This window comes from Patulibacter defluvii (genome assembly GCF_034096925.1).
Lineage (GTDB): Bacteria > Actinomycetota > Thermoleophilia > Solirubrobacterales > Solirubrobacteraceae > Patulibacter > Patulibacter defluvii.
The window spans coordinates 56,665-71,591 of record NZ_JAWZSQ010000008.1 but is presented as its reverse complement, the minus strand read 5'-3'; the positions used below and the strand labels follow the sequence as shown (position 1 = coordinate 71,591).

The window sequence follows — 14,927 nt, the reverse complement described above, 5'->3', positions numbered from 1 at the left end:
GCCACCGCGTGGTCACGGCGACGCGACCGCGCCGCCCTAGGCTGGATCGCATGAGCCCCTCGGTCTTCCCCCAGATCCTCGAGGACCCGCTCCGCAACCGGGGCACCGCCTTCACCGCCGAGCAGCGGCGGGTGCTGGGCCTCGACGGGCTGCTGCCGCCGGCGATCGAGACCCTGGAGCAGCAGGCGGCGCGCTCGATCGAGGTCTTCCGCCGGCGCCCGACCGACCTCGACAAGTACGTCAACCTGCGCCAGCTGCAGGACACCAACCTGGTCCTCTACTACCGGCTGCTGGTCGACCACCTGGAGGAGGTGCTGCCGATCGTCTACACGCCGACGGTCGGCCTGGCCTGCCAGCGCTTCCACCGGATCTTCCGCCGCCCGCGCGGGCTGACGCTCTCCTACCCGATGCGCGACCGGCTGCCCGAGCTGCTGCGCAACCGGCGCCAGAAGGACGTCGACGTGATCGTGGTGACCGACGGCGAGCGGATCCTCGGCCTCGGCGACCAGGGCGCCGGCGGGCTCGGGATCCCGATCGGCAAGCTCGCGCTCTACACCGCGATCGGCGGGCTCGACCCGGGGCGGACGCTGCCGATCGTGCTCGACGTCGGGACCAACAACGAGGAGCGGCTGGCCGACCCCGGCTACCTCGGCTGGCGCCACGAGCGGATCGCCGGGCCCGAGTACGACGACTTCGTCGAGCGGTTCGTGAGCGCGGTCGAGGCCGAGCTGCCGCGGGCGATGGTCCAGTGGGAGGACTTCGCCACCCACAACGCGCGCCCGATCCTCGACCGCTACCGCGACCGGATCTGCACCTTCAACGACGACATCCAGGGCACGGCGGCGGTCGCGCTCGGGGCGCTGATCGGCGCCACCCGGGTCGCCGGCACCCGTCCGCGCGAGCACCGGATCGTCGTCCTCGGTGCCGGCTCGGCCGCGATCGGCGTCGCCGACGAGATCCGCCAGGCGCTGGTGGACGACGGCCTCGACCCGGAGCAGGCCCGTCGCCGCTTCTGGGTCCTCGACGTCGACGGGCTGCTGACCGAGGAGCGCGGCGATCTCTCGGCCGAGCAGCGGGTCTACGCCCGCCCCGCCGGCGAGCCGCCCGCCGGCGCGACCCTCGCCGAGGTCGTCCGCAGCGTCCACCCGACGGCGCTGATCGGGCTCTCGACCGCCCACGGCGCCTTCGACGAGGAGGTCGTGCGCGAGATGGCCGCGCACGTCGAGCGGCCGATCGTGCTGCCGCTCTCGAACCCGACGGCCCGCTCCGAGGCCGACCCCGCCGACCTCGACCGCTGGACCGACGGCCGCGCGCTGGTGGCGACCGGCTCGCCGTTCCCGCCGATCGAGCGCGACGGCCGCACGATCCCCGTCTCGCAGTCGAACAACGTCTACGTCTTCCCGGCGGTCGGGATGGGCGTGGTGGCGGCCCAGGCGGCCCGCGTGACCGACCGGATGCTGCGGGCGGCGTCGGCGGCGCTCGGCGCCCAGTCGCCCGCCCTGAGCGACCCGACGGCTCCGCTGCTGCCGCCGATCTCCGCCCTCCGCGCGGTCGCCGACGAGGTCGCGCTGGCGGTCGCGACCGCGGCGGTCGCCGACGGCGTCGCCCCCGAGCGGAGCGGCGACGACCTTCGCCGCCGGATCGCCAACGCCCGCTGGGAGCCGGTCTACCCCGACTGAGCCGCTAGCTGCGGCGGTAGAGCCGGGTGGTCAGCGGCGCGAAGACCGCCGTCAGCAGCGCCGCCGTCGCCAGCACGATCGCGATCTCGCCGCCGACCGCGTCGCCCTCCATCAGCCCGCGCGAGGCGCTGGCCAGGATCGAGATCGGGTTGACGTCGACGAACGCCTCCAGCCCGGCCGGCAGCGTGTCGGGGTCGACGAAGACGTTCGAGAGGAAGGTCAGCGGGAAGATCCCCATGAAGCCCGCGTTCATCACCGCGTTCGGCGACCGCAGCAGCAGCCCGAGGGTCATGAAGACCCACGAGAGGCCGAAGGCGAAGGCGATCACCAGCGCCAGCGCCGCGATCACGCCCGGCGCGCCCGCCCCCGGCCGGTAGCCGAGGACCAGGCCGAGCGCGACGATCACGATCCCCGCCACCAGGTAGCGGACGCAGTCGCCGAGCAGCGAGCCGACCAGCGGCGCCGGGCGCCAGATCGGCAGCGAGCGGAAGCGGTCGACGACGCCCTTGGTGAGGTCGGTGTTCAGCGCCACGCCGGCGTAGACGGTGGTGAAGAGGACCGACATCACGAGGATCCCGGGCAGGATGTAGTCCAGGTACTCGCCGGTCGATCCGGCGATCGCGCCGCCGAACAGGTAGGTGAACATCAGGACGAACATCACCGGGGTGATCGTCACGTCCAGCAGCTGCTCGGGCACGTGCTTGACCTTCAGCATCCCGCGCCAGCCGAAGGCCAGCGCCGTCCGCAGCGCGCTCGGGGCCGGCGGCCGCTCGCTGGTGGCGATCGCCTGGCGGACCGCCGCGGCGTCGGCGCCGGCGCTGGTGGTCGCGGTGGTCTCGTCGGATGCGGTGCTCATGCCGCCTGCTCCTCGTCGATCGTGGGGCCGGCCGGGTCGGGCTCGGCGGGGTGGCCGGTGAGGGCCAGGAAGACCTCGTCCAGGCTCGGCTGCCCGAGCGAGAAGTCGGCGACGCCGATCCCCGAGCGGGTCAGCCGCGCGACGGCGTCGGCGGCGCGGTCGGCGGGCGCGCTCGCGGCCGAGAGCGCGAACGGGTCGGCGGCCAGCTCGATCGCGCCCAGCTCGCGGCCCAGCAGCTCCTGGGCGGCCGGCCGCTGCTCGCGGTCGAGCAGCCGCACGTGGAGCACGCCGCTGCCGACCGACGCCTTCAGCTGCGCCGGCGAGCCCTCGGCGATCACGCGGCCACGGTCGATCACCGCGATCCCGTCGGCCAGCTGGTCGGCCTCCTCCAGGTACTGCGTGCAGAGCAGGATCGTGGTGCCGCCGTCGACCAGCATCCGGACGATGTCCCAGACCTGGTTGCGCGAGCGCGGGTCGAGCCCGGTGGTCGGCTCGTCGAGGAACATCAGCCGCGGAGTGACGACGATGCTGGCGGCGATGTCGAGCCGCCGCCGCATCCCGCCGGAGTAGTTCTTGACCAGCCGCCCGGCGGCCTCCTCCAGTCCGAACGCCTCCAGCAGCTCGTCGGCGCGGGTCTTGGCCGCCGGCCGTCGCAGGCCGAGCAGCAGCCCCAGCAGGATCAGGTTCTCGCGCCCGGTCAGGTCTTCGTCGACCGAGGCCATCTGGCCGGTCAGGCTGACCGCATCACGAACCGCGTCGGCCTGATCGACGATGTCGTGGCCGAGGACGGTGGCGTGGCCGGCGTCGGGCTCGATCAGCGTCGCCAGCATCCGGATCGTGGTCGTCTTGCCGGCGCCGTTGGGGCCCAGCACGCCGTAGACGGCGCCGCTGGGCACGGCCAGGTCGACGCCATCGACGGCGCGGGTGGCGCCGAAGGCCTTGACCAGGCCGGACGCTTCGATCGCGAGGGGGGACGGGGACATGGCGACCTCGGGGCTCGGAGGGGCGGCGCGCCGACGGCGCGCCCGTATGCCGGTGATGACCCGCCATATACCCGAGACTCATCGCTCTACGCGCCAAATCGACGCCCGGGCGCCAGATCGGCGGCGACGCCGTAGGCTCCGGGGCATGCCCGGCAGCCCCCCGGCCGACCCGCGGTTCGCCGCCGCCCGCGACGCCCTCGACAGCGGCGACGGGACGGGCTTCGCCGCGCTGCTGGCCGCCGACCCGACACTGGTCGCCGCCCGCGACGGCCACGGCAACGACCTGCTCGCGATCGCGGTCGCGACCGGCAGCGAGGACGCGGTCGCGCGGTTGCTGGCGGCCGGCGCCGACCCCGACGCGGCCAACGTCCACGGCTGGACCGCGCTCCACCAGGCGGGCTACGGGGGACAGACGGCGCTGGTCGAGCGGCTGCTGGCGGCCGGCGCGCGTCCCGACCGCGAGGCCCGCGGTGCCGGCGGGACGCCGCTGGTGCAGGCGCTCTTCTGGGGCCACCGCGAGGCGGCCGAGCGGCTGGCGGCGGCGATAGTGGTGCCGGCGAACCTGCGGGTCGCGGCCGGGCTCGGCGACCTGGCGCGGCTGGAGCGGCTGGTCGGTCCCGACGGCGCGCTCGCGCCCGTGGCCGGCGCGGCCCGCGAGTTCCACCGCCCCCACTCCGGCTTCCCGGCCTGGCGGCCGAGCGACGATCCGGCCGAGATCCGCGACGAGGCGCTGGCCTGGGCCGCCCGCAACGGCCGCGACGGCGCGATCGAGGCGCTGGTCGCCCGCGGCGCGCGGGTCGACGCCGACGTCCACCGCGGGACGGCGCTGGCCTGGGCGGCGGCCAACGGCCACGCGGCCACGATCGCGATGCTGGTGCGGCTGGGCGCCGACCCCGACGGCCGCTCGACCTTCGGCGGGCCCGAGCACGGCGAGGGCGTGGTGCCGCTGCACCTGGCCGCCCAGTACGGCCACGGCGACGCGATCGCGGCGCTGCTCGACGCCGGCGCCGATCCGACGCTCCGCGACCGGCTCCACGACACGACCCCGCGGGCCTGGGCCGCCCACGGTCCCCGGCCGGCGGTCGCCGAGGGCCTGCTGCCCGCCTGAGCGCGCTCCGTCAGCCGGGCCCGAGGCCGCGGCGGCCGGCCAGGTGCCAGGTGGCGATCGTGGCCGCGTCGACGATCTCGCCGCAGTCGATCATCGCGTCCAGCTCCGCCGGGGTGACCGCGCGCGGCACCAGCAGGCCCTCCTCCTCGGCCTCGGGCTGCGGCGGACCGGGCCGCAGGTCGCGGGCCAGGAAGGCGGTGAAGCGCTGGTTCGCCATCCCCGGCGCGAAGGCCAGCTCGCCCAGGCGCTCGAGCCGGCCGGCGGCGAAGCCGGTCTCCTCGCGCAGCTCGGCGCGGGCGATCGCCTCGGGGTCGGCGTCCCCGCCCTCGCCGTGGACGGCGCCCTGCGGCAGCTCCCAGCTCCAGGCGCCGAGCGGGTAGCGGTCCTGGCCGACCAGGTGGACGTGGGTCCCGTCCCACGGCACCACCACCGCGGCCGGCGGCTTGACGACGACCGCGTAGATGCCCGGCCGCGACGACCCGTCCGGCGCGGGACGCTCGATCGCGTCCTCGCGCAGGACCATCCACGGGTTGCGGTACGCCTCGCGGCTGGCGACGGTGCGGATCCGCGGCCGGTCGGCGGGGACGCCCGACGGCTCCTGCGCCACGACCGCTCTCCGCGCCGGCTAGGCGCTGACCGGCGCCTGGCCGTCGCCGCTGTTGAGGATCCGGATCGCCAGGTGGGCGGCGTTGCGGGGGTTGTCGAGGCCGACCGACGCGACCGGGACGCCCGGCGGCATCTGGACGACCGAGAGGATCGCGTCGAGCCCGCCGGCGGCGGAGAGGCGGCTGGAGAGCGGCACGCCGACCACCGGCAGGTCGGTGTGGGCGGCGGCGACGCCCGGCAGCGCGGCCGAGAGGCCGGCGCCGGCGATGATCACCCGCAGGCCGCGGAGGCGCGCGTTCTTGCAGTAGTCGGCCACGACCTCGGGGTCGCGGTGGGCGCTCATCACGCGGATCTCGAACGAGACGTTGTGCTCCTTCAGCACCGCCCCGGCCTTCTCCATCTCCGGCAGGTCGCTCTTGCTGCCCATGATGATGCCGACGCGCGGCGCGTCGCCGGGAACCTCGACGGCGTCCTCCAGCGCCTTCGTCTGGGGATCCTGGGTGGCGGCGGGGGTGTCGGACATCGCGGACTCGCTGGGTCGCAGGGACAGGGCCGCCAAGCCTACGAGACGCGCCCCGCTCGCGCTCGCGGACCGGCGGCGCGGACGCTCAGCTGACCGCGCCCCAGCGCTCGGTGCTGCGGGCGGCGGCCGCGACGGCGTCGGGCAGCGCCGCCGCCAGCGTCGCGCTGGTCCAGCCGTCGCGGGCCAGCCGCGCCAGCAGCAGCCCGGCGACGGTGTCGCCGGCGCCGATGGCGTTGACCGCGCGGGCCGTCACGCCGGCGGCGGTCGTCACGGTGCCGTCGCCGGCCACCAGCAGCGCCCCCTCGGCCCCGAGCGTGACCACGACGTTGGCCGCCCCCTGGTCGAGCAGCGCCCGCGCGCCCTCGTGCGGGTCGTCGCGGCCGCTGATCGCCCGCAGCTCGGCGCGGTTGGCCTTGACCAGGAAGGCGCCGGGGACCGCTTCGCGGGCGACGGCCAGCGCCTGGTCCGGGCTGGGCCAGAGGTCGAACCGCAGGTTCGGGTCGACGACCACCGGCCGGCCGCGGCGGAGGGCGCGGTCGCGGGCCGCCCGCACGACCGCGCGGTGGTCCGGGGCCACCTGCATGCTCGTCCCCAGGTAGAGCGCGCGGCTGCCGTCGACCGCCGCCTCGACCAGCGGCGCCAGCGCCCCGAAGCCGGGGGTCAGGCCGTCGCCGTGGAAGGCGTAGGTCGGCTCGGCGTCGGCGTCGACGGCCACGAAGGCGATCGGGGTGACGACCTCCGGCCGCGCCAGCAGCCAGGTCAGGTCGACGCCCTCGGCGGCCAGCCGGCGGCGCAGCCAGCGGCCCCAGGGGTCGTCGCCGACGACCCCGGCCAGCGCCGCCCGTCCGCCCTCGCGCGCGAGCACGACGGCGACGTTCGCCTTCGCCCCGCCGACGTGGGGCACGAAGCCGTCGACCTCGTCGAAGCTCGCCACCGGGTGCTCGCAGATCGCGTCGACGAGCACCTCGCCGAGGACCAGGACCGGCGCGTCGTCGCTCACGGCCGCAGGTGGGCCAGCAGCGTCCGCAGCTGCTCGGCCATGTAGGCGCGGAAGGCCGGCGACTGCGGGTCGTGGCCGGTCATCCGCTTGACGTCGCCCGGGAAGGTGACCCCGACGCCGACCGCCGCCTGCAGCACCAGCAGCAGGAACGCCGGGTCGACGTCGGCGGCGAACTCGCCCTCGCGCTGGCGCCGCGCCAGGTCCTGGACGTCGTCGGGGACGCCGGCCTCGTCGGGCCCGGGGATCGCGGCCGGGTCCTCGGCCAGCGTCTCGCGGAAGAAGAACCGCAGCATCTCGGGGTCGGCGATCGCGTAGTCCAGGTAGTGCAGGACCAGCTCCTCGATCGGCTCCGCCGGGTCGGTGAAGTCGGCCTCCTGCTGCTTCCAGCGGTCGAGCAGCGCCTGGTGCAGGCCGGCCTTGCCCCCGAAGTAGTACGAGATCAGCTGCTTGTTGACCCCCGCGCGGGCGGCGATCTCGCTGACCCGCGCGCCGGCCAGGCCCTTGGCGGCGAACTCGACCTTGGCCGCGTCCAGCAGCGCCTCGCGGGTGCGGTCGGCGTCGCGCCGGCGGACCTCGGGGGCGGGCGAGCGGCGGGGGGCGTCGGGGTCGGCGGCCACGGATCCAGGCTACTTGCTCAACCGGCAGGATGATTGATTCATCCGTTTGGTTGACAAATTCATCCGTATGGTTGATAGTGCCCCGCATGGAGCACGTCGTGGAGGCCCGGGGCCTCGTCAAGCGGTTCGGGGAGACGGAGGCGCTCGCCGGCCTCGATCTGGAGGTCCGGCGGGGCGAGGTCCTCGCCCTGCTGGGCCCGAACGGGGCCGGCAAGACGACCGTCGTCCGCACGATCGCCACCCTCGTCCGGCCCGACGCCGGCAGCCTGCGGGTGGCGGGGATCGACGTCGTCCGCCACCCCGAGCGGGTCCGGCGGGTGATCGGGCTGGCCGGCCAGTACGCCGCGGTCGAGCCGACGATGACCGGGCGCGAGAACCTGGAGCTGGTCGCCCGGCTCTTCGGTCACCGCGGCCGCGAGGCCCGGGCGGCGGCGGCCGCGGTCCTCGACCAGCTGGGCCTGACCGAGGCCGGCGACCGGCCGGTCAAGACCTACTCGGGCGGGATGCGGCGGCGGCTCGACCTCGGCGCCAGCCTGGTCGGCGCACCGCGGCTGCTGCTGCTCGACGAGCCGACGACCGGGCTCGACCCGCGCAGCCGCAACGAGCTGTGGGCGGCGATCGCCGCGCTGGTCGCCCAGGGCACCGACGTGCTGCTGACCACCCAGTACCTGGACGAGGCCGACCAGCTCGCCGACCGGATCGCGATCGTCGACCGCGGGCGGGTGATCGCCAGCGGCACCCCCGACGAGCTCAAGGGCCAGGCCGGCCGCGACGTGGTCGAGGTCCACCTGCGCGACCCGGCCGACCTCGACCGCGCGATCACCGAGCTGACGCTGCTGACCGGCCGCGCGCCCGAGGTCGACGACGCCACCCGCCGGCTGGCGATCCCGGTCGACGCCGGCACCGACCGGCTGATCGACGTCGTCCGGGCGCTCGACGGCGAGCGGATCGCCGTCGCCGACGTCGGCCTGCGACGGCCGACCCTCGACGAGGTCTTCCTGACCCTGACCGGCGCCCCCGCCCCGACCGCCACCGACGAGGTCCCCGCATGAGCACCGCCGCGCTGCCGGCCCGCCCGGCCCTGACCCCACCGACCCGGGCCGCCGGCCCGATCGCGACCACGCTGGCGATCGCCCGCCGGACCGTCGTCCAGTTCCTGCGGACGCCGGAGCTGCTGATCACGACCACCGTCCAGGGCGTGATCTTCCTGCTGATGTTCCGCTACGTGCTCGGCGGGGCGATCAGCGCCGGCGACGTCGCCTACGTCGACTTCCTGGTCCCCGGGTTCGTCGTCTCCGGGATGCTGTTCTCGGCCAGCGGCGGCTCGGTCGGCGTCGCCGAGGACGCCGCCGGCGGCTTCTACGACCGGCTGCGCTCGCTGCCGATCCCGCGCTGGAGCGTGCTGACCGGGCGCGCGCTGGCCGACACCGCGCTGATCACCTGGGCGGCGCTGGTGACGGCCGCGGTCGGGTTCGCGATCGGCTTCCGGCCCGACGGCGGCCCGCTGGCGCTGCTGGCGGCGCTCGGGCTGGTGGTGCTGCTGGCCTTCTCGCTGACCTGGCTGTTCCTGCTGCTCGGCCTGCTGGCGGGCAGCGCCCAGGCCGCGCAGGGGATGGGCCTGCTGGTGATCCCGTTCTCGTTCGTGTCGAGCGCCTTCGTCCCGGTCGACTCGATGCCCGGCTGGCTGGAGGCGTTCGCCCGCCACCAGCCGATCACCGTCGCCTGCGACGCCGTCCGCGGGCTGACCCTCGGCGACGGCGCGGCGGCGGTCGTCGACCGCGCGACGTCGACCTCGGTGCTGCTGACGCTCGGCTGGTGCGTGGTGCTGGTGGCGGTCTTCGCCCCGCTGGCCCTGCGCCGCTACCGGCGGGGCTAGCCGAACCGCGCGACCGCCCGCTGGGCGATGTCGCGGCGCAGCTGGCGGCCGGCGAACGCGACCCGGTCGGCGGCGGCGTAGGCGCCGTCGCGGGCCGCGCCCGGCGTCTCGCCGAGGACGGTCAGGTTCAGGACCCGGCCGCCGGCGGTGACGATCCGGCCGTCGCCGTCGCGGGCGGTCCCGGCGTGGGTCAGCTCGACCCCGTCGGGCAGCCCGTCGAGGCCCTCGATCACGTCGCCCTTCGAGGCCGACGCGGGGTAGCCGGCCGAGGCCAGCACCAGCGTCACCGCCCAGCGCGCGTCCCACTCCAGGACCGCGTCGGCCAGCGAGCCGGTCGCCGACGCCGTCATCAGCGCCAGCAGGTCGCTGCGCAGCCGCGGCAGCACCGCCTGGGTCTCGGGGTCGCCGAAGCGGGTGTTGTACTCCAGCACCTGGACCCCGTCGGCGGTCAGCATCAGGCCGGCGTAGAGGATCCCCCGGAAGGGCGTGCCGCGGCGGGCCAGCTCGTCGACGATCGGCTGGTGGACCTGGGCCGAGATCGCCTCGGCGCGGGCCGCGTCGACGCCGACGACCGGCGAGTAGGAGCCCATCCCGCCGGTGTTCGGGCCCTCGTCGCCGTCGAAGATCCGCTTGTAGTCCTGGGCCGGCGCCAGCGGGATCGCCCGCTCGCCGTCGCAGATCGCCAGCAGCGACAGCTCCTCGCCGTCGAGGAACTCCTCGACCACCACCGCGGCGTCGCCGAACTGGTGGTCCTCGAGCATGTCGACGAGGGTGGCGCGGGCCTCGGCCTCGTCCTGGGCGATCACGACCCCCTTGCCGGCGGCCAGGCCGTCGTACTTGAGGACGACCGGGTAACGGCCGATCGCGGCCAGCCCGTCGGCGACCGTGGTGACCGTCGCGTGGCCCGCGGTCGGCACGCCGGCGGCGATCATCACCTCCTTGGCGAACGCCTTCGAGCCCTCCAGCGCGGCGGCCGCCGCGCGCGGCCCGAAGGCGGCGATCCCGGCCTCGGCGAGAGCGTCGACCAGCCCCGCCACCAGCGGCACCTCGGGGCCGACGGCGACCAGGTCGACGGCCAGCTCGCGGGCCAGCGCGACCAGCCCCGCGACGTCGTCGGCCGCCACCGCGTGGACCTGGGCGTCGGCGGCGATCCCCGGGTTGCCGGGCGCGGCGTGCAGCTCGGGCGCCTGGGGGGAGCGGGCGAGCGCGCGGACGATCGCGTGCTCGCGACCGCCGGCGCCGACGACGAGGACCTTGGGCATGGGCCGCAACCTACCGGCGGGCGCCGGTGCCGGTCGCCCGCCGCGGGCCGTCACCGCGGCCGGGCGACGATCGTCGTGTGGTAGACGGTGCGGTGCTCCTCGACCGGCTCCAGGCCGACGGCGACGAGCATCTGCCGCAGCGCCCCGGGCGAGATCCCCCAGTACCAGTTGACGTAGCCGGCGGCGGGATCGAACGGCTCGCTGTGGGCGGGGTGGCTGCCGGGCGGCGGCGCGAAGACGCACTGGGTGCCCCGCAGCGGCAGCGTCTCGGAGGCGACGATCAGGGTCTCGCCGGTGAACGCCTTCAGCCGCTCCAGCGTCAGCAGCGGGTGCGGCGCGTGGTACAGCACGCCGCTGCACCAGACCACGTCGTGGACCCCGGTCTGCTCGAGCGTCGCCGGGTCGTGGAGGTCGCCGGCGACGAACCGCACCGACGATCCGCGGCGGGCGTGCTCGGCCTCGTAGGCGGGGGTCGGCGGCATGATGTCGACCCCGGTCACGCGGGTCGCGCCGGCGTCCTCGGCGGCGAAGGCGAGCGCGCCGTCGACCGACCACATGCAGCCGATGTCGACGAACGAGCGGCCGGCGGCGTGGCGGGCGATCAGCGACTCGCGTGGCGGACGCCGGCGGGACAGCCGGTGGCGGAGGGCGGGCAGCAGCACGGCCGGGGTTCCTCGGGCTCGCGGAGGGCGACGGGCTAGGGCGCGCCGTCGCTGAGGAGCGTCGCCGTGCGCAGCTTGCCGCTGACGACGGTGGCGCGGGTCCAGGCGACCGTGAAGCGGCCGTCGGGCAGGGCGCCGATCGCGGCCGACCCGAAGGCGTTGCTGCGGTCGAGCAGCTGGGCGTCGGTCAGCGCCTCGACCGTCGCCGGGGTGCCGAGGGTGCCGGTGGCCGGGCGGACGGCGACCTGGACGGCGACGCCGCGGTCGCCGTTGGAGCCGCCGCGCGGGACCTCCTGCTCGCGCACGAGCACCAGGCCGGTGACGCTGCGGGCGCTGGCCAGGCCGTGGACGCGGCCGGCGGCGGCGATGTCGCGCGCGGGGCCGAGCCCGCCCTCGACGCCGCCCTCGGCGATCCGCGGGATGTCGTGCGCGGTGCCGTCGGCGACGCTGCCGACCACCTGGCTCCAGGCGACCAGCGGCCGGTTGGCGCGGTCGACGATCGCCACCAGCGAGCCGCCGGGCGCCCGCACGGTGGTGCTGCCGCGGTCGAGCGGCTTGGGGGCGGCGAAGCGGTGGCGGTCGTCGTTGCGGGTGGTCGCGCGGACGACGTAGGGCTTGGTCCGGTCGGCGGCCCCGTCCTGCTCGCCCCAGGCGACGACGGCGCGGCCGCCGCGGCCGACCGAGGCGGTCGCCGAGGGGAAGCCGGGCCCGCCGCGGCGAAGCGTCTGGGGCGTGCCGAGCTTGCCGCTGCGGACGTCGAGCGAGCGGACGTAGAGCCGGCGGGTGCTCTCGCTGGCCCCGCGCTGGTAGACGAGGACCGTGTCGCCGCCCTGGCCGGTGGCGAGCGCCAGCAGCCGGCTGGCGCGGCTGCCGCTGACCAGCTTCGGCGCCGACAGCCGGACGGTGCCCTTCTTGGTCGTCGCCCGCCGCCACGAGGCGTAGACGCGGACGACGCCGTCGGCGCCGACGTCGCTCCAGGCCATCACGACGTTGCCCGAGGTGGTGCCGGCGATCCGCACCGGCTCGTCGAGCACGGCGGTGCCGTGGTTGGCGGCCTTGCCGAGCGCGACCGAGGGCGCGTCGCCGACCGAGACGCCCAGGCGGACCCGCGGGAGGCTGATCGTGCGGGTGCCGCCGCGGCCGTTGGGCACGCTCCGCTGGACGCTGCCGAGGCGGGTCGAGCGGGCGTGGAGGACGGCGTCGCGGCCGAAGGCGAGCGGGTCGGGCAGCAGCCCCGCGATCGTCCGCCGGCCCTCGGGCTGGCCGTCGCCGGCGACCCCGAGCAACCGCGTGTCGACCGTGTTGCCCTTGCCGGCGCCGCGGGCCACCACCACCCGTCCGCCCTGGCCGTCGACGGTCAGGCCGGCGACGCCGACCCCGCTGTCGAGCTCGACCGGGTTGGAGAAGGCCGCGCCGGCCGGAGCGGCGAGCGCCAACGCGAAGGTGAGCGCCGAGGCGCCAGGAGCAAGGAGACGGAGCACGCGGAGCGGGGAGGGCCGGAGACGGTGTTCCGGCGCCGTGGAGGCAGGCCGGAGCGGCATGCGTACGACGGTACAGGACGACTCCCGCGCGACGCGCAGGTTTGCGTTCGTCGCGGTCCGGAAGTGCCACTTCGGTGCCGTTTCGGTGCCAAACCGTGATCGCCGGCGGCCGGCCGGCACAGAGGGAGCGTGTCCCGTCGTCGCCTGCTCCGGTCCCTCTCCGTCCCCGCTCGCGCGCCGGCGCGCCCGGGCCGTCGGGCGCTGGCGGCGGTGGCCGTCGCCCTGGCGCTGACGGCCTTCCCGGCGCCGGCCCGCGCGGCCGACGGCGACGGCACCTCGGCGGCCGAGATCCGGCGGTTGGCCGACACGCTGGCGACCGCGGCGCTCTCCCACCAGAACCCGGAGGGGCTGATCCACGACCCGGTCAAGGACCGCTACGTGGCCCACTACGGGCCGGCCGGCTTCGGCTACGCCGGACTGCGGGCGGCCCAGCGCAACGGCGACCCGGAGCTGCTCGAACGGGCGCTGCGGGCGGTCCTCGTCTCCGCCCGCCAGGGTCACGCGACGCCCTTCGACCAGTGGCTGACGGCGAAGTCCTACGCCTTCGCCCAGCGGCACTTCGCGCGCTCGAAGGCGTGGCTCGCGGCCGCCCCGAAGGTCGCCGCCTACCTCGACCAGGCGCCGTTCCACTCGACGGTCCGGCGGCCGTCGCCGACCTGGACCAGCGACCGCCGCTACAACAACTGGAAGCTGGTCGAGCTGGCGGCGCGGGCGGTCGCGCTCGACGCCGGGCGGTTCCCGCTCGACGCCGCTCGCCGCCGGCGGCTGGCGACGATCAGCGGGATGGCGGCGAACGCCGCGGCCGGACCGGCGCCGGTCAACACCTGGCTCGGCGGGTCGGCCCGGGTGCTCTCCGATCCGACCAGCAACCCGCTCGCCTACGCGGTGCTGTCGGCGGTGGCGCTGCGCGAGGCGCGGCGGGCGCGGCCGGCGATCGTCCCAGGGGCGCTGGCCGGGCTGCGGGCGCCGACCTCGCGCTTCCTGCTGTCGGTCGCGGGGCCGGACGGGACGGTCGCCTGGAGCGGACGCTCGGCCCATCTGAGCTGGACGTTGGTCGGCAGCATGATCATCGGCATCGACCGTGGCGACCGCGACGGGCGCGGCCTGGCCCACGCCGCCTGGCGGCAGCTGAACGACCGCTTCGGCGTGCGGCCCGACGGCTACCTGGCGATCGCCCCGGTGCTGCGGCGGGCGAACGCGACCCTCGGCCTCGACGGCTACGCCGACATGGTGATCTACGGCGGGCTGACGACGGCGCTGCTGAACGACGCCGCCGACGCCCTCGAGGGCCAGCCGCCGCTGACCGGGGGACCGCCGTCCGCGACCCGCTCCGGGACCTTCGCCGACCCGAACGGGGCGGGCGTGGCGGCGGCCCGGCGCGGCGACGTCTGGTGGGCGGCGACCACCCGCGCCAGCGACCACGATCTGCGCTTCCAGCCGGGCCTGCAACTGGTCCAGGTGCGGACCGGCGCGGGCTGGGAGAACGTGCTGCCGGTGCGGCCGCGGCGCTCGAAGCGTCCCCCGCTCTGGCCGGCCCCGGCCGGCTGCGTCTGGCGGACGACGGGGACCACCAGCCTCGGCTGCGGCCGCCGCTCGCTGCGGATCGCGACCCGCGGCGAACGGGTCGCGATGGAGCTGCGGCTGGCCCCGGGCGAGCGCGCGGCCGGCTGGCTCTACGTCGCCGAGCCGGTCCGCGACGGCGCCCGCACGCTGCGCTGGCGGGGCGGCAGCCTGCAGTCCAGCGGTGACCTGCAGCTGCGGGTCGACCACCGGCGGATGAGCTCGGCCTCCGATCCCGACCTGCAGGCGGTCCGCTACGCGGTCCGCGCCGACCGCCGCGGGCGAGCGGTGGTCAGCATCGGGCGCTAGATGCCGGCGATGAAGTCGTCGATCGGGATCGCGGTCAGCGTCTCCCAGCTGCCGGTCCCGCGCGACGAGAGCTCGAGCGAGATCCGCGAGATCGTCTGCTCGTCCGGCGCCTCGACGACGTTGATGAAGTCGTACTGGCCGAGGACGGCCCACTGGGCGGTGACCGATCCGCCGAGCGCCTCGACCTCCTTGTTCACCTCGCGGATCCGCTGCGGGTTGTTCTTGATCGTCTGGACGCCATCGGGCGACAGGCGGGTCAGCAGGACGTAGGTCGGCACCTGGGTTCCCCTGGGGTTCGGTCGGTTGGCGGCGTCCGGGGCGCGGTGGGGCCGCGTCCGGAGCCTG

Annotated in this window: 15 protein-coding genes; 5 read left to right on the top strand and 10 right to left on the bottom strand. The window is 76.1% G+C overall.

Annotated features, from left to right (window positions below):
• Positions 1-50: 50 nt before the first annotated feature.
• Positions 51-1,679 carry an NAD-dependent malic enzyme gene (locus SH587_RS10470; protein ID WP_320670551.1) on the top strand — a complete coding sequence of 543 codons (1,629 nt, stop codon included), beginning with the start codon at positions 51-53 and terminating at the stop codon, positions 1,677-1,679.
• Between the two features lie 4 nt (positions 1,680-1,683).
• On the opposite strand, the gene SH587_RS10465 is transcribed toward SH587_RS10470, so the two are convergent.
• Positions 1,684-2,535, bottom strand: coding sequence for an ABC transporter permease (locus SH587_RS10465; RefSeq protein WP_320670550.1), 852 nt, complete (start codon positions 2,533-2,535; stop codon positions 1,684-1,686).
• Entirely contained in the window at positions 2,532-3,518 is a 987-nt protein-coding gene (locus SH587_RS10460; protein ID WP_320670549.1) for an ATP-binding cassette domain-containing protein, read from the bottom strand. The genes SH587_RS10465 and SH587_RS10460 overlap by 4 nt, the downstream gene beginning before the upstream one ends.
• A gap of 145 nt (positions 3,519-3,663) precedes the next feature.
• On the opposite strand from SH587_RS10460, the gene SH587_RS10455 reads away from it, so the two are divergent.
• Complete coding sequence (locus SH587_RS10455) at positions 3,664-4,626, top strand: ankyrin repeat domain-containing protein (protein ID WP_320670548.1); 963 nt, start codon at positions 3,664-3,666, stop codon at positions 4,624-4,626.
• A 10-nt stretch (positions 4,627-4,636) separates the two neighbouring features.
• Here SH587_RS10455 and SH587_RS10450 read toward each other — a convergent pair whose 3' ends face one another.
• The 4 genes from SH587_RS10450 to SH587_RS10435 form a co-directional block, all read right to left on the bottom strand.
• Positions 4,637-5,233 carry an NUDIX domain-containing protein gene (locus tag SH587_RS10450; protein WP_320670547.1) on the bottom strand — a complete coding sequence of 199 codons (597 nt, stop codon included), beginning with the start codon at positions 5,231-5,233 and terminating at the stop codon, positions 4,637-4,639.
• An 18-nt stretch (positions 5,234-5,251) separates the two neighbouring features.
• Positions 5,252-5,755 (bottom strand): 5-(carboxyamino)imidazole ribonucleotide mutase, encoded by a 504-nt coding sequence (purE, locus tag SH587_RS10445; protein WP_320670546.1) that lies wholly within the window; start codon positions 5,753-5,755, stop codon positions 5,252-5,254.
• Positions 5,756-5,840: 85 nt separating this feature from the next.
• The gene (locus SH587_RS10440; protein WP_320670545.1) at positions 5,841-6,755 is read right to left on the bottom strand and encodes a PfkB family carbohydrate kinase; all 915 of its coding nucleotides are present in this window, start codon (positions 6,753-6,755) and stop codon (positions 5,841-5,843) included.
• Entirely contained in the window at positions 6,752-7,372 is a 621-nt protein-coding gene (locus SH587_RS10435; RefSeq protein WP_320670544.1) for a TetR/AcrR family transcriptional regulator, read from the bottom strand. Before SH587_RS10435 ends, SH587_RS10440 begins: the two co-directional genes overlap by 4 nt.
• Before the next feature lie 86 nt (positions 7,373-7,458).
• On the opposite strand from SH587_RS10435, the gene SH587_RS10430 reads away from it, so the two are divergent.
• Together SH587_RS10430 and SH587_RS10425 are read left to right on the top strand one after the other, a co-directional pair.
• Entirely contained in the window at positions 7,459-8,424 is a 966-nt protein-coding gene (locus tag SH587_RS10430; RefSeq protein WP_320670543.1) for an ATP-binding cassette domain-containing protein, read from the top strand.
• The gene (locus SH587_RS10425) at positions 8,421-9,248 is read left to right on the top strand and encodes an ABC transporter permease (protein WP_320670542.1); all 828 of its coding nucleotides are present in this window, start codon (positions 8,421-8,423) and stop codon (positions 9,246-9,248) included. The genes SH587_RS10430 and SH587_RS10425 overlap by 4 nt, the downstream gene beginning before the upstream one ends.
• Here SH587_RS10425 and purD read toward each other — a convergent pair.
• Genes purD through SH587_RS10410 form a run of 3 tightly spaced genes read right to left on the bottom strand, consistent with a single transcriptional unit; the run spans position 9,245 to position 12,653 of the window.
• On the bottom strand, positions 9,245-10,510 hold the full coding sequence (gene purD, locus SH587_RS10420) for a phosphoribosylamine--glycine ligase (RefSeq protein ID WP_320670541.1): 1,266 nt from the start codon (positions 10,508-10,510) through the stop codon (positions 9,245-9,247). The two genes, SH587_RS10425 and purD, sit on opposite strands and share 4 nt — an antisense overlap.
• 50 nt (positions 10,511-10,560) lie before the next feature.
• Positions 10,561-11,172 (bottom strand): class I SAM-dependent methyltransferase, encoded by a 612-nt coding sequence (locus tag SH587_RS10415; protein WP_320670540.1) that lies wholly within the window; start codon positions 11,170-11,172, stop codon positions 10,561-10,563.
• Between the two features lie 35 nt (positions 11,173-11,207).
• Positions 11,208-12,653, bottom strand: a complete 1,446-nt coding sequence (locus SH587_RS10410; RefSeq protein ID WP_320670539.1) for a hypothetical protein — start codon at positions 12,651-12,653, stop codon at positions 11,208-11,210.
• 270 nt (positions 12,654-12,923) lie between these two features.
• Between SH587_RS10410 and SH587_RS10405 the strand changes: the two genes are divergently transcribed.
• Positions 12,924-14,582, top strand: coding sequence for a hypothetical protein (locus SH587_RS10405; RefSeq protein WP_320670538.1), 1,659 nt, complete (start codon positions 12,924-12,926; stop codon positions 14,580-14,582).
• Here SH587_RS10405 and SH587_RS10400 read toward each other — a convergent pair.
• Complete coding sequence (locus SH587_RS10400) at positions 14,579-14,860, bottom strand: GYD domain-containing protein (RefSeq protein WP_320670537.1); 282 nt, start codon at positions 14,858-14,860, stop codon at positions 14,579-14,581. The genes SH587_RS10405 and SH587_RS10400 overlap by 4 nt on opposite strands.
• Positions 14,861-14,927 lie beyond the last annotated feature (67 nt).

Bases quoted from the DNA above. Each gene is read 5' to 3' on its own strand.
- SH587_RS10430 (WP_320670543.1), top strand. From the start codon at position 7,459: ATGGAGCACGTCGTGGAGGCCCGGGGCCTCGTCAAGCGGTTCGGGGAG.
- SH587_RS10425 (WP_320670542.1), top strand. From the start codon at position 8,421: ATGAGCACCGCCGCGCTGCCGGCCCGCCCGGCCCTGACCCCACCGACC.
- SH587_RS10465 (WP_320670550.1), bottom strand. From the start codon at position 2,535: ATGAGCACCGCATCCGACGAGACCACCGCGACCACCAGCGCCGGCGCC.
- SH587_RS10470 (WP_320670551.1), top strand. From the start codon at position 51: ATGAGCCCCTCGGTCTTCCCCCAGATCCTCGAGGACCCGCTCCGCAAC.
- purE (WP_320670546.1), bottom strand. From the start codon at position 5,755: ATGTCCGACACCCCCGCCGCCACCCAGGATCCCCAGACGAAGGCGCTG.
- SH587_RS10455 (WP_320670548.1), top strand. From the start codon at position 3,664: ATGCCCGGCAGCCCCCCGGCCGACCCGCGGTTCGCCGCCGCCCGCGAC.
- purD (WP_320670541.1), bottom strand. From the start codon at position 10,510: ATGCCCAAGGTCCTCGTCGTCGGCGCCGGCGGTCGCGAGCACGCGATC.
- SH587_RS10460 (WP_320670549.1), bottom strand. From the start codon at position 3,518: ATGTCCCCGTCCCCCCTCGCGATCGAAGCGTCCGGCCTGGTCAAGGCC.